Source organism: Candidatus Auribacterota bacterium (genome assembly GCA_026392035.1).
Lineage (GTDB): Bacteria > Auribacterota > Tritonobacteria > UBA1439 > UBA1439 > JAPLCX01.
Window position 1 is genome coordinate 1 of record JAPLCX010000009.1, and the last position, 14,256, is coordinate 14,256.

At 59.9% G+C, this 14,256-nt stretch carries 13 protein-coding genes; 12 read left to right on the forward strand and 1 reads right to left on the reverse strand.

Features of this window, described 5'->3' with window-relative positions:
- Positions 1–359 precede the first annotated feature (359 nt).
- From gspD to NTX71_00635, 12 genes are all read left to right on the forward strand, one after another.
- Entirely contained in the window at positions 360–2,696 is a 2,337-nt protein-coding gene (gspD, locus tag NTX71_00580) for a type II secretion system secretin GspD (GenBank protein MCX6338400.1), read from the forward strand.
- 148 nt (positions 2,697–2,844) lie between these two features.
- The gene (gene gspE, locus NTX71_00585; GenBank protein ID MCX6338401.1) at positions 2,845–4,575 is read left to right on the forward strand and encodes a type II secretion system ATPase GspE; all 1,731 of its coding nucleotides are present in this window, start codon (positions 2,845–2,847) and stop codon (positions 4,573–4,575) included.
- A 53-nt stretch (positions 4,576–4,628) separates the two neighbouring features.
- Entirely contained in the window at positions 4,629–5,849 is a 1,221-nt protein-coding gene (gspF, locus tag NTX71_00590; protein ID MCX6338402.1) for a type II secretion system inner membrane protein GspF, read from the forward strand.
- Between the two features lie 157 nt (positions 5,850–6,006).
- Positions 6,007–6,378, forward strand: coding sequence for a type II secretion system major pseudopilin GspG (gene gspG, locus NTX71_00595; GenBank protein ID MCX6338403.1), 372 nt, complete (start codon positions 6,007–6,009; stop codon positions 6,376–6,378).
- Positions 6,353–6,910 (forward strand): GspH/FimT family pseudopilin, encoded by a 558-nt coding sequence (locus NTX71_00600; GenBank protein MCX6338404.1) that lies wholly within the window; start codon positions 6,353–6,355, stop codon positions 6,908–6,910. Before gspG ends, NTX71_00600 begins: the two co-directional genes overlap by 26 nt.
- Before the next feature lie 50 nt (positions 6,911–6,960).
- Entirely contained in the window at positions 6,961–7,425 is a 465-nt protein-coding gene (gspI, locus tag NTX71_00605) for a type II secretion system minor pseudopilin GspI (GenBank protein ID MCX6338405.1), read from the forward strand.
- Positions 7,406–8,140 carry a prepilin-type N-terminal cleavage/methylation domain-containing protein gene (locus NTX71_00610; protein ID MCX6338406.1) on the forward strand — a complete coding sequence of 245 codons (735 nt, stop codon included), beginning with the start codon at positions 7,406–7,408 and terminating at the stop codon, positions 8,138–8,140. The genes gspI and NTX71_00610 overlap by 20 nt, the downstream gene beginning before the upstream one ends.
- A gap of 118 nt (positions 8,141–8,258) precedes the next feature.
- The gene (locus tag NTX71_00615) at positions 8,259–9,581 is read left to right on the forward strand and encodes a type II secretion system protein GspK (protein MCX6338407.1); all 1,323 of its coding nucleotides are present in this window, start codon (positions 8,259–8,261) and stop codon (positions 9,579–9,581) included.
- Complete coding sequence (gene pilM / locus NTX71_00620) at positions 9,578–11,206, forward strand: type IV pilus assembly protein PilM (GenBank protein MCX6338408.1); 1,629 nt, start codon at positions 9,578–9,580, stop codon at positions 11,204–11,206. The genes NTX71_00615 and pilM overlap by 4 nt, the downstream gene beginning before the upstream one ends.
- An 8-nt stretch (positions 11,207–11,214) precedes the next feature.
- Positions 11,215–11,811, forward strand: coding sequence for a type II secretion system protein GspM (gspM, locus tag NTX71_00625; GenBank protein ID MCX6338409.1), 597 nt, complete (start codon positions 11,215–11,217; stop codon positions 11,809–11,811).
- A 315-nt stretch (positions 11,812–12,126) separates the two neighbouring features.
- Positions 12,127–12,261, forward strand: a complete 135-nt coding sequence (locus NTX71_00630; GenBank protein MCX6338410.1) for a hypothetical protein — start codon at positions 12,127–12,129, stop codon at positions 12,259–12,261.
- A 37-nt stretch (positions 12,262–12,298) separates the two neighbouring features.
- Complete coding sequence (locus NTX71_00635; GenBank protein ID MCX6338411.1) at positions 12,299–13,540, forward strand: MFS transporter; 1,242 nt, start codon at positions 12,299–12,301, stop codon at positions 13,538–13,540.
- Here NTX71_00635 and NTX71_00640 read toward each other — a convergent pair.
- Positions 13,521–14,066 (reverse strand): hypothetical protein, encoded by a 546-nt coding sequence (locus tag NTX71_00640; GenBank protein ID MCX6338412.1) that lies wholly within the window; start codon positions 14,064–14,066, stop codon positions 13,521–13,523. The two genes, NTX71_00635 and NTX71_00640, sit on opposite strands and share 20 nt — an antisense overlap.
- Positions 14,067–14,256: the final 190 nt, after the last annotated feature.

Genomic DNA, 14,256 nt, shown 5'->3' on the forward strand with positions numbered 1-14,256 from the left:
TGGCATTCAAGAATCAAACGAGCTTATAGACAACACGCCGGAATGAGACAGATTCATAAAATCCAATTCTTAAGGTGGTTTTCATGGTTCAAAAACCAACAAAAAACCAACAATCTATGAGTATTTCACCCATTGCGAGGATGCCGAGTCCCGCTAAGCGGGACGAGGCAGCCGTGGCAATCCCCCTCTGAAAGCCCTTTAAGTGAGATTGCTTTTCCCGCCAAGGCGGGATCGTAATGACAGCAGCGCGCGTATCAGTGTTTTACTAACGTATTACCAAATGAGAAAAGTTTTGGTTCTCCTGACTCACGTTTTTAGATAGAATCGTAGCCTGACAACTGATGAGGTGCGAAAGTGCTATGAAGACAGGCGTCCGCTCGCTGGTGTGGGTATCGGCGGTGCTCCTGGGAGCCGCCTGCGCGATCACCTCCCTCTGCGCTCAGGAGGAAAAAGAGCAACCGCGCTCATCCCCCTCCAGCAGGAGGCGGGAAGCGCAAAAACAGCGGAAATATCCCTCCCCGGTTCCGCCCCTTGAGCCCGCACGCCGCGCAACCGCCGCGCCACGAAGCGCACGCACCGAGACGCTGAAAGAGCCGGAGGGCGCTCCGGCGGCCCCTTCAAAAAAGGAGCGGGCTGCAGAAGAGGCTACGCCGCCCTCGGGCAAAGAAGCAACGGGGGAAAAGACAGCCGCTCAGGGACCTGAACAGGTATCCGAGGAAGAACTCATCTCCCTGGAGCTCGATAACGTTGAAATCAAATACGTCATCAAGCTGATCAGCGATCTCACGGGGAAAGACTACATCCTCAGCGATCAGGTGCGTGGAACCGTGACCGTGATGTCCCCCACCAAGATCCCTGTTGACGAGCTCCCCAAGGTCCTCGAATCACTCCTCGAGGTGCGCGGCCTCGCCACGGTGCCCTCGGGCGATTTTATCAAGATCGTCCCTCGACGTGAGGGGGCGAAGAGCCCGGTGGAGTTCGAATCCGCCGAGGGGATACAGGATCGCGCGCCCGATGACACGCTCGTGACGCAGATCGTCCCGCTCCAGTACGCGGACCTGAACGAGGTGCAGCGACTTGTTACCTCGCTCGGCGGCAGGGAGGTGAGCGTCGTCCCTTACCCCCCGACGAACACGCTCATCATCTCTGATGGCATCTCAAGCCTTGACCGGCTCATGAAGATCATCAAGGAGGTGGATATCCCCGGCCTGGAATCAACGATCACGGTGGTGCCGTGCCAGTACGCCGCGGCGAGCCTCCTCGCCGAGGAGGTTCTCTCGATCGTCACGCAGAAGGGCGCGGCGCCCGCCAGGGGCGCTGCGCCGCGCAGGCGTGGAAAGGCCCCCGCGCAACCGGCGGGGCCGGCGGGAGAGGAGGCCATCAAGCTGTTCGCGGATGAGCGGACGAACTCCCTCATCATCGTCGCGAGCCCCGAGGATACCGAGCGGGTCCTCGCCCTCGTGGAGGAACTCGATCGCCAGACGCCCGAGAGCAAGACGCGCGTCCGCGTGAAACGGCTCTCCTATTCCAACTCAGACGACGTGGCGAGCGTCCTCTCCTCTCTGACGGCGGCGAGGACCGGCGAGGGCATGCCCCCCGTCAGCGTCAGCAGCTACCCAGAGATCAACGCCCTGGTCATCGACGCCTCTCCCCAGGACTACGACCTCCTCACGCGCATCATCGAAGATCTCGACATTCCGAGAGACCAGGTGATGGTGGAGGTCATCGTCACCGAGGTCGATCTCGGCAAGTCGCTCTCGGCGGAGTTCCAGGCGCAGGTGTTGAAGGGGATCAACTACACACCCGGCGAGAACGCCTCGGGCGGGCAGAGCTGGTCGGGAACCGAGTTCGGTACGTCGTCACTGAGGTCGCTGGTGCTGGACCAGGTGAAGAACAAGACAAACTATCCGCTGAGCGCCGGGTCGGGGCTCAACTACGGCTATATCTACGTCCCGGAGAGCGACAAGAACGCGATCGGGCCATTCTCGGTGTTGCTCAACGCGCTCGAGGCGGACACGGACATCAACGTCCTCGCAGCCCCGCAGGTGCTCACCTGTGACAACGAGGAGGTTTCTTTCAACGTGGCGGATAGGGTACCGATCCTCACCTCAACCCTGACGACCGGGTCGGGCACCACCGGGACCGACACCATCCAGCAGATAGACTACCGCGACGTCGGGACAAAAATCAAGCTCATCCCCCACATCAGCAAAGACCGGTTCGTGCGGCTCGAGGTCGACCAATCCATAGAGTCGCTCGTCGGCGTCTCTCTCGCGGATATCACGGGGCCGTTGACTCCCGCCACGCTCAAGCGGGAAACATCTACCGTTGTCACGGTCAAAGACGGCCACACGGTGGTGATCAGCGGCATGATCACCGATTCCTACACGACGCAGGAATCCAAGGTGCCTATCCTCGGTGATATCCCCCTCGTCGGCCTGCTCGCACGCTACCGCAAGAATTCGATTAGCAAGGTCAACCTGATGGTCTTTATCACCCCGCGCATCGTGAGGAATCCCACCGAGCTCGCGCTGGTGACCCAGAAGACGCGAGACCGGGGGGATGAGTTCCTCGAAGAGGCCCATGGCCGTCCGCCCCGCATGCTGGACCGCTTCATTGAGTCGGGCACCCAGGAACCGGTGAAAAAATTGCCGGCGGCGGGCGAGGCAGCGAAACCATACGGGGTAAAGAAGTAGCACACTGGTTTGAATCGTTTGAACAGTGTGAATCGCGCGACGCAGTGTGTCCTTCAAACGATCCGAACGGCTCAAGTAATTCACACCGTGCGCGTACGGCGCCGGGCGTCACCCGGCGGCCCGTATACGATACTCGAGGCACGACTCGATGGCAGCAGCGACCAAGAAGCTTATCGGGCAGATACTCCTCAAAAACGGAGCCCTGACGCCGGATCAGCTCGACGAGGGCCTCGCCAAGCAGGAGGATTCGAACAGGCGGATCGGCGAAATCCTCCTGGGGCTCGGCTACATCAAGGAAGACGACCTGCTGACTGCCTTGGAAGAGCAGTTCGGCCTCCCCTACCTCAAATCGCTCACCCCTGAGATGGTCGATCATGAACTCATCGCAAAGGTTCCGCGCAACTTCGCCCAGACGTACCAGATCATCCCCGTCAAACGGGACAACGACACGGTCACCGTCGCGACCGCCGACCCCCTGAACACGCAGCCCCTCGATGACATCGGCCTCCTCCTGGAGTGCGAGACCCGCACGGTGATTGCGAAGCCTTCAGAGATCACCAACGTCATCAACACGGTCTATGCGCACGCCGAAGGCGCCGCCGAGGAGCTCATCGAGGACATGGGGGCCGAGAAGGAGGCGGGGGGAGAGAAGGTGTTCGACCTCTCAGAGCAGATGGCCGAGGACCTGATGGACATCGACGACAAGGCCCCGGTGATCAAGCTTGTCAACCTGATGATTTTCCAGGCGGCACAATCGAGGGCGAGCGACATTCACATCGAGCCATACGAGAAGGAGCTCAAGGTGCGCTTCCGCATCGATGGGGTGCTCCACAACACGCTCACCTCCCCCAAGCGGTACCAGTCGGCGATCATCTCCAGGGTGAAGATCATGTCGAACATGAACATCGCCGAGAAACGACTGCCCCAGGACGGGCGCATCAAGATCAAGATGCCGGACCGGGAGGTCGACCTGCGCGTATCCACCATCCCCATCGTCCACGGGGAGCGGGTGGTCATGCGCTTGCTGGATCGGGGGAGCATGTTCTACGGGCTGGAGGAGCTCGGGTTCTCTCCCGACAAGCTTGATAAATTCAACCGCCTCATCAAGATGTCATACGGGATCGTCCTCGTCACCGGCCCGACCGGCAGCGGTAAATCGACCACGCTCTACGGGGCGTTGAGCAAGATCAACACGGAAGACAGGAACATCCTCACCATCGAAGACCCCGTCGAGTACCAGATACCTGGCATCGGCCAGATCCACGTCAAGCCGAAGATCAACCTCACCTTCGCGAGCGGCCTGCGGCACATCCTCAGGCAGGATCCCGACATCATCATGGTGGGGGAGATACGCGACCTCGAGACCGCCGAGATCGCCATTCAGGCCTCCCTTACCGGCCACCTCGTCTTCTCCACGCTCCACACGAACGACGCGGCGGGGGCGGTCACCCGCCTGATCGACATGGGCGTGGAGCCGTTCCTCGTCTCCTCCTCGGTGATCGCGATCATGGCGCAGCGCCTCGTGCGCATCATCTGCCCAAAATGCAAGGAGGCATACGAGCCCCCGGAGGAGTCCCTGAAAGAACTCGGCCTCAATCCCAAGATGCTGAAGAGCCGCATGGTCTTCCGCGGCAAGGGGTGTGAATCCTGTCTCGGGACGGGCTACTATGGACGGAGCGGGATATTTGAACTGCTCCTCATCGACGATGAAATACGGCAGCTCATCCTCGACCGTATCTCTTCAAACATCATCAAGAAGAAAGCGATCGAGAAGGGGATGCTCACGCTCAGGGGGGATGGAGCCCTGAAGGTGGTTGAGGGGGTGACCACCATCGAAGAGGTGCTGCGCATCACGCGTGAAGAGGTCTTTGAAGTGTAGCATGCTCATTTACACTTTAAACTTTCAACCTTAAACTTTAGGCTGTTGTCACCATGCCCGCATTTGAATACAAGGCGCTCGACCAGAACGGCAACGCGGCCACCGGCGTGATCGATGCCGATTCGGCAAAGGACGCGCGCGCCAAGCTCCGCCTCCAGCAGCTCTTCGCGGTCGAGATCAAGGAGACCGAGAAGGGCATCAGCCTGAGCACCAAGGTGAGCGTCAAAACCCTGTTCAAACGCGTCGGGCTGCGCGAGACCACCGTGGTGACGCGGCAGCTCGCGACGCTGCTCAAGGCCGGCCTCCCGCTCGTTCGCGCGCTCCAGGCGATTGAAGACCAGCTCGCGGACAGCCCCCTCCGCACGCACATCATCGAGGTGCGCGAAGACGTCAACAGGGGGGTGAGCCTCGCCGACGCGCTCGGGAAGCACCCGAAGATATTCTCGGATCTCTACGTGAACATGGTGCGCGCGGGTGAATCCGCCGGCGCGCTCGACAGCATCCTGGAGCGGCTCGCCACATTCAACGAGAAGATGCTCGCGCTCCAGAACAAGGTCCGCTCGGCGATGATCTACCCCATATTCATGTCGGTGATCGCGGTGATCGCGGTGGGGCTCCTCCTCACCTTCGTGGTCCCGACGATCACCAAGGTATTCACGGAGACCAAGCAGAATATGCCGGGGCCGACCGTGCTGCTCTTGAACGCGAGCCGGTTCATGAAGAGCTACTGGTGGGTGCTCATCCTCGTCGGGGTGAGCCTCACCGTCCTCATGAAACGGGCCAGGAAGAAGAAGGGCGTCAAGTTTTTCATGGACAGGCTCAAGCTGCGCATGCCGGTGTTCGGCCCGCTCGCGCGCAAGATGGCGGTCTCGCGGTTCGCCCGGACGCTCTCCATACTGACCGCGAGCGGCGTCCCCATCCTGAAGGCGATGGGCATCGTCCGCACCATCGTCAACAACGAGGTGCTCTCAAAGGCCATTGACGACGCGGCTGAAGCGGTGGGGGCGGGGAAATCGATCTCCGAGCCGCTCGCGAAGAGCGGGGTCTTTCCGCCGATCGTCACGCACATGATCGCCGTGGGCGAGACGAGCGGGAAGATCGAGGACATGCTCCAGAATGTGGCCGACGCCTATGATACGGAGGTGGAGAACGCCGTGGTGGCCCTCGTCTCCCTTCTCGAGCCGGCAATGATCATCATCATGGGAGGGGTGGTGGGGTTCATCGTGTTCGCCATCCTCCTGCCGATTTTCGAGATGAACCAAATGGTAAAGTAATGTTTTACCACGGAGGCCACGGAGGGTCACAGAGAACACGGAGTCAGAGTGTAGAATTTAAGGATGTTCTTGAAACACGCTTTATGTAGTTCTCCGCGACCTCCGTGTCTCCTCCGTGACCTCCGTGGTGAAACGTTAAAATGAAAGGCGGTGGATTATGGCATTGAGAAAAAAGGGATTCACGCTGATCGAGCTCCTCGTCGTCATGGTGATTCTCGGCCTCCTGGTGGGCATTGTCGGCCCGCGGGTGATGCGGCGGATAAAGCCCGCAAAGATTCAGGCCGCGAAGGTTCAGGTCGCCAGCCTCGAGCAGGCGCTCCAGCACTACTACCTTGAGAACAACGCGGCGTACCCCGCCTCGCTGGAGGCGCTCGTCCCGGAATACATTGAGGGCATCCCCATGGATCCATGGGGGAAGCCTTACGCGTACCACTTCCCCGGCTCCCACAACAAGGACTTCGACATCGAGTCGGGCGGGCCGGACGGAGCGATCGGCGGCGAGGATGACGTCACCAACTACACAAAATAGATCGCCGGCGCGCGGCTTCACCCTCATCGAGCTCTGCGTGGTGCTGGTGATCATCTCGCTCATCCTGGCAATCGCCGTACCCCGCTACGGCGGATTCATGACGCGCGGCACCATGCGCAGCGAGGCGCGGCGGCTCGCGGCGCTGGCGCGGTACCTCAGAAGCGAGGCGTCCCGGTCAGGGAGCGTGTACTATCTGAATTTCAGCGTGGAGAAGGGCACATACTGGGTGACGGTCGCCGGTGGGCGGGGCCGGCCCGTGGAGGAACGAACCCATCTCACCAGGCCGCGGCCGCTCCCCGAGGGGATCAGGCTTAAGGATGTCGCCATTGTGGGGCGCGCGGGGAAAAGCCAGGGGAGACAGATGGTCGCCTTTTATCCGAAGGGCGAAAGCGATGAAGCGATCATCCATTTCAGCGATTACGGCGGGAAGCAGTTCTACTCATTGCACATCAAGCCCTACAGCGGGCGGTCGGTGATATACGACTACTATTTCAAGGGGTACAAGGAGATATACCACAAGGGGATATTTTAGAATACAGCCGCGACACGGGGAACACTGAAGTGACGGCGGGGGCTGAGAGAATGAACACACGGATAAAAAGGAATTTTCCCTCCCACCGGCCCCGTTGCGGTACGCACCGCGGCTTCACCCTCGTGGAGGTCATGGTCGCCCTGGTGATCATATCCATCGGCATGGTAACCCTCCTCTCAACGCATGTGATCAGCACGCGAACCTACGCCGAGGCGAAGGCGACGACCGTGTGCAGCCTGCTTGCACAGCAAAAGCTCGCTGAGCTGCAGGCAGGTGAACTCCCCCCGCCGGGGGAGACGAGCGGGGGGTTTGAGGATAACGAGCACTATCAGTGGACGCTCTCCGTCAGGGAGACCGAACTGGAAGCGCTGCGCGAGGTGACGCTCGAGGTTTCGCTCAGGCCTCCCGAGGAGATCGAAGAGACAGAGGGCATGCCGAAAGTAACCGTGACGACCTCCCTGGCCGATCTCGGGAAGCCGGAAGAAGAGGAAGAGGGTGAGCAGGAGAAGGGATAACCGCACCGCCCCCGGGCGGCGCGGCTTCACCATAGCCGAGGTACTGGTGGCAATACTCATCACCAGTATTATCGCAGGCGTCATCTACGGCTCCTACATGGGAGGCCTGAGGATTATCTATGATTCGCAACAAGATATGGAACGAACCCACATGGCCAGCCTCATCCTCGACCGCATCACATCAGACCTCGCGTGCGCGTTCCTGAGGGCCGACAAAGAATATCTGGTCTTTGTGGGGGAAGAAGGCGCCGAGGGTGAATACCCATCCGACAGCGTGACCTGTATCAGTTCCTACCACGAGCGGCCGCGGAGGGACGCCCGGGAAAGCACCCTGAGCGAGGTGAGCTACTCACTCGACCCCGGCGACAGGGACGAGCTGTTCATCCTCAGGCGTGAAGACCCCACGCTCGATGATGACCCCTTTTCCGGCGGCGAGACGAGGGTTATCGGAGAGGGGGTCGCCGGACTGAAATTTGAGTACAGTGGAGAGGAGGGTTGGGCCTCCTCATGGGATTCCCGGGAGAGCTCCTCACTCCCCACCGCCGTTCGGGTCAAACTCATCTTCCGCACGGAAGAGGAAGCAGGGGGGGGAGAAGGCGAGGAGGCCGTGAGGTACACCACCTTCGTCACGGAGACCGCCATCCCCGCGGGAGGGAACTGGGAGGAAAAAGAGGAGGAGGAGAAAGAAGCGGCGGGAGAGAAACAGAAGAAATGACAAATGACAAAATTCAAATGACAAAACCTCATTGTGTTTTGACATTTGTCATTTGGTATTTGTCATTGACGTGTCATTTGTGCTCTGGTATTTGTCATTGAACCATGCCTGGTTATTTATGGGAACAAAAAGTCATGTGCGGAACGGCGAGGAAGGCATTATCCTCCTCCTGACGCTCTTCGTTATCGCGATCTTCACAATCCTGGTGCTGGAATTCAGTTACACCACGCGGGTTGAATACCATATCGCGAGCGGCCTCCGCGACGACCTTCTCGCCTCGGCAATCGCCCGGGGAGGCATCTACGAGACGATTGCCCGCCTGCGGGAGCACCGGCTCAAGGAGATTGACGAGAAGGCGGAGGAAGATAAGGAGAAGGGACGCCCCGCAGAGAAACCGGAGGAAGTCCTCAAGAAAGAGGCGACGAAGAAGGTCGCGGGACAACTTGAAGAGGTGAATTATCCCGATCACTATGGCGAGGACTGGGCGCAGGAACGGTACCTCGAGCCCTATGGTGCAGGATACCTGACCGTCAAGGTCATTGACGAGAGCGGCAAGATCAGTATCAACACCCTCGTGAAAGAGATCAAGGAGGTGACTGCGGCGCCAAAGGCCGCAACGCCGGTGGCGGGCGTGGGGGCGGCGGAGAGCGAGGTCAAGGCGAAGGAAGAGACAAAGAAGACTCCGCGGGCGTGGGGTCAGAAAGACAAGGACAAGACGGGGGAAGAGGTCAAAGAGGAGAAGAAGGGAGAGGGGGAAGAAACAGCCGAGGAGCCGCCGGTGCGCTATGTTGTTGACAAAAAGGTGGAGAAAGATATTATGAGGCTCGTGGAAACGCTCGACATTCGCGGCGTGGACGCCGAGGAGGTGACGGCGGCAATCGTTGACTGGATGGACAGCGATGATGAGGGAGACTGGGAGGAGGATGCCTACGCCAAGAGCGAGGGGTCCATCCCGAAGAACGCGCCGCTCGATGTGCTCTCGGAACTCCTCATGGTCGAGGGCGTGACGGGAGACCTCTATTTCGGCCCGGGCCAGCCGGAGATCACCGATCTCGGGAAGGAGCTGACCCGCAAAGAGGGGCGGAAGCGGGGCAAGGCGGGGTTGCGAGATTGCCTCACGGTCTGCTCCCGGACAAAGGTGAACGTGAACACCGCTCCGCCCGAGGTGCTCACGGCGCTCCTCGAGGAAGAGAACGAATCCCTGGTCAAGGAGATCATGAGTTATACCCGCAGGGATTACTTCAAAGACATGGCGCAATTCGCCGAAAAAACAGGGGAGCACGTCCCGGCGAGCTTCAAAGCGAGGATCGGAGTGGGGAGCGACAGTTTCCAAATTGTCGCCGAGGGGCTCGTCAACGAGTCGAGGAAGCAGATCCAGGCATTCGTGTACATTGACGACAAGGCGAACGTGAAGATTCTCTACTGGAGAAATGAGCGATGACCAGGGAAAGCGGGGCGTGGATGGGCGGCGGGGCCGCCCACCGGCCGCTCGGCATCGACATCGGGGCGAGCGCGATCAAGGCCGTCCAGGTGCGGAGGAGCGGCCACACCGCGAAGATCGTCAGCACATACCTGGTGGAGATTCCCCGTGAGAAGGCGGAGCGCGCGTCACCCGAGCTCATCGCGGAATCGCTTGAAAAATTCCTCGGTGAGCATAAATTCACAACCGACCGCTTCGTGGGCTCGTTCCCCCTCTCCTCGGCGATCGTGAGGAACGCGGTCGTGCCGCTCCAGGGGCATTACAAGATACGTCAGGTAATCAAATTCCAGGCCGAGCCGCACATCCCGTTCTCGATAGAAGAGGTCGTCATCGACTTCCTCGAAACCGCGGCGGCGGAAGACAACAAGACGCCGGTGATCATCATAGGCGCAAAGAAAGAACTCATCGCCAAACAGCTTGAGCTATGGAACGCAGCGGGACTGGATCCGGAGATCCTCAGTGTCGACGCCTTCGCGCTGGTAAACAACTACCTGCTCAGGGCGGGCGCGGCGGCCCCCGAGGAGATGGTCATGCTCCTGGATATCGGCGCCACCAAGACGCTGCTGGTAATCATGAGGGGGCGGTTTGCGATCCTCGCCAGGAGCATCGCCCTGGGGGGCGACGATATCACCGAGGCGCTCCAGGAGGAATTCGCGATTGATTTCCAGACGGCCGAAAAACTCAAGCGAGAAAAGGCCACGGCAATTCCGGGAGAGCAGTCCGCGGGCGAGGAGGAGCGGATCCAGAAGACGATCAGCCCCATACTCACCCGCCTCGTCAAAGAGGTGGACCGCAGCATGCGCTCGACCACCGCGACCCTCAAGGGCGCGGAGGTCTGCAGGCTCTATCTCTCCGGCGGGGGGGCGCTGCTCGCCCGGATCGGCGAGCTCCTGTCCAGGGAATTCGGTTGCGAGGCGCGCCTGCTCTCTTCTCTCGCCCCGTTCGACGGTTCTGAGGGGGATGGGGCCATGTGCGCGGCCGGCGTCGCGACCGGCCTCGCCATCCAAGGGCTCGGCCTGGGGGGCACGGAGGTTGATCTCCGAAGGGATGACCTCGCGTACGCGGGAGGCCTCGCCAAGGCAAAACGCCAGATGGTGATCGCGGCAATCCTCGCCGTCTGTATCCTGGGGGTCATGACGTTCAATTTCGCGAGCTCGTTTATCCAAAAGAAGCGCGCGCACGCGGTCCTCGCAAACGAGCTCGAGGGGATCTATCGCGAGACCTTCCCGGGGGAGCAGGCCGTGGACGCGGTCTCCGTGGCGGGCAGGATGGAGCAGAAGTTCAATGAGTACCAGCAGGCATACGAGCGTTTTGCAGCGCTCTCAACCAGCGCGCTCTCATCACTTGAAATATTGAGAGAGATCAGCGCACTCGTACCACCGGAGATCAAAGCACAGGTCACCGACCTGTCTATCAGCCAGGGCGCGGTGGAGATGGAAGGACTGGTCAACAGCCCTGCCGACGCGGACAAAATCATGCAGGCGCTCCAGCAATCAAAATATTTCAAGACCGTTGACTTCCCCCCCACATCGGCCCACGGAGGCAACAAGCACAAGTTCAAGCTCACCGCCGCAATAGGGAAATGATACTGTTCATGAAGAAGATCTCGAAGAGAGAAAAGAGCCTCATCGCGACTGCTTTCGGCGCGATCGCCCTGTTCCTCATCTATCAGTTTGCCATCAACCCGTTCCTCAAATACGCCGTGCGGATACAGGAGGAGATCCCCCGGATGAAGGGTGATCTCCTCACCGCGCGGCGCATACAAACGCGCTACCTCGATCTCGACAGAGAGATCAGGCGTGTCCGGCAGCGCATTGACCAGCGCACCGCCGAATTCAGTCCCAACGACTTCCTGAGCACGCTCGCAAAGAATGCGGGAATATTCCCCAATCTTGATGGGATCAAGCCCGATCACACGAAGATCAACGAAAGTTACGGGGAGGACACCGCCACCGTCAAGCTCAAAAACGTGCAGCTGGAGAAACTGGTGAATTACCTCTATGACATCGAGAGCTCGGGCCAGCTCCTCACCGTCAAGGAACTGTCAATCAAGCCGGACAACGATAACTCGCTCGCCCTGGAAGTAACGTTCGACGTGTCCACCTTCACCAGGACGAAAAAATCGGCTGAGGGAAAGGCTGAGAAGCCGCCCTCAAAACCGCAGCACACGCAGCGCCCGCGGCGGCGCTGAAATCAGCCGGTGCAACGTGAGTGGGGGCCATAATTTTAGGTTCGATTTCATTTCGTGTGGGTAGATGCCGCGAGTTGACGCATGCGTTTGAAAAGAACAGGTATGTCATTGCGAGTCCCGCCTGTCGGGACGAAGCAATCTCACTATGAATCATGTAATCCAGGGGGGATTGCTTCGTCATCCGTCATGCGGCCTGACGCATGCCGGACTCCTCGCAATGACACTCTTTTTACATTTATTCAAAGCTAATAAAGTCGGTCAACCACACGAAGTGGGAGGGAACATCAATTCATACTGCAGCTCTATAGGAGAATTATGAAAACATTATGTGCGGTTGTCCTGCTCCTCCTGCTCGCGCTCTCGCTGCTCACGGGATGCCACAACACCGGCCGCCAGATCCGGAAGGCCCTGGACGGCACCCACGATCTCCTCCTTGAGGGGAGCTACTGAACACGGCAATCCTGGCCGGACCAGGAACCTGGCCCCGATGAGACGAGTGCGGAACCCCCACGGCGCCCCCTGGCTCTCCCTCTCCGTGATCGCGCTGGCGTCAGCCAGCCTCTTCAGCGACATCGGCCACGAAATGGCGACCGCCGTCTTGCCGATGTTCATCGGGACAATGGGGCTGGGGGCGGCCGCGCTGGGCGTGATCGAGGGCGTGGCGGACTTTCTCAACAGCATGGCGAAGCTGGGCGGCGGATACCTCGGCCAGCGCCTCTCCCGCAAGAAATCGATCGCCGCGTTCGGATACCTGATCACCGCGCTCTCCACCGCGGCACTGTCGTGGGGCCGCGGGTTCTGGGCCTTCCTGACGCTTCGTTCCGTGGCGTGGATTGGAAGAGGCTACCGGGCGCCGCTGAGGGACTTCCTGATGTCGGATGCCGTCCCGCCCACGCACTACGGGAGGGCGTTCGGCCTGGAGCGCGCAGGCGATATGATCGGAGCCGTGGCGGGGCCCCTGACCGCGGCGCTGCTCATCGGCCTCGGCCTCGGCTACCGCCAGATATTCGCCTGGGCGCTCATCCCCGGCATCCTGGCGGCGTCGAGCGTCTTCTTCTTCGTCAGGGAAAAGCCGCGCCACCCCGGGACCCCCGTCACGCTCCAAGACATCCACGCGCGCTTCCCGAGGGGATTCGGGCGGCTGCTCGCGGCGATTCTCACGTTCGGGATGGGGGATTTCTCGCGGACGTTCCTGATCCTCGTGGCGGCGCGGCGATTCGGGGCGGAGGCTTCACTCAGAACGGGTGGGCTGTTCCTGAGTCTCCCCATCCTCCTCTACGTCCTTCACAACGCGGTGAGCGCTTTCACCACAGTTCCCGCGGGGAGGGCGGGTGACCGATGGAGCAAGAAGCACGTGCTCACGCTGGGATACGCGCTCGGGACAGTATGCAACCTGCTCCTCTGCGCCAGGTTCGGCTCGCGCGCATCGCTCGCGCTGATCTTCGCCCTCTCGGGCATCTATATAGCCATAGAGGATACCATTGAGAAGGCCTACGTCTCTGAGCTCCTCCCCCGTTCTGTCCGCAGCTACGGCCTGGGGCTCCTCGCGACGGCCAATGCCGTCGGGGACATGCTCTCGAGCCTCTACGTCGGTATCCTCTGGGACTGGGCGGGACCGTCGTGGGCCTTCGGCCTCGCAGCCGGGTTTTCTCTCGCGGGATTTATACTCGTCGCCGCGCTCCCCGCGTGCGTCGCCTGCGACAGCAAGACTACTTCTCAAGACGTTTAAACAGGATAGCCCTTATATCCTTGATGTACTTGTCGTCTTTATCCCAATATTCTTTCTCGAGGGAGTCCAGCCTTTCCATTATCTTATCGAGCTTGCTGAGTATGAGCACCTGCCGCTTCCATACCTCGAGGCGGAACTGCGAATCCTTCATCTGCTCGAGATTCTTGCAGGTGACCGCCGTGAGTTTGTCGCTCACATCGGTTACGTTTTTGAGCTGCTTTGCCACCACCTCTTTGTTCCAGTCGGGATACTTTTCCGCGATGAGGTTGAGCGTGTAGATGGCTTCGCCGTAGAGGCAGTACGCCCCCGCGTCGTCACCCTTCGTCCTCGCCTCATTACCCGCCTTGATCGCATCAAGCGCCTTCTGATATTCCACCGGCGCATCCTTGTTTTGAGAGGCGAGTGCCTTCCCCTGGGCGCTGAGATACTTATATTCTTTTGTCTCCCCGGCCACCTGCGCAATGGCGCAATTCGCCACGCACGCGAAAGCCGCTGTACACATGACGGCACATACCATCTTGCTCATCGGCCCCTCCTTTCGTTGGGTACCACTCTAGAAATTATACAGGAGCCCTCTACTTAGGGTCTCCTGAAAAAGTCTAAAAATATATATAATATCATACAAGGCAAGTAGATATGATGTACAATGCTCTCCAGAATGATGGATAAAATGCACGGGAATTCGGGACAGGTGCCCGAAACCCGTGCAGTTATAC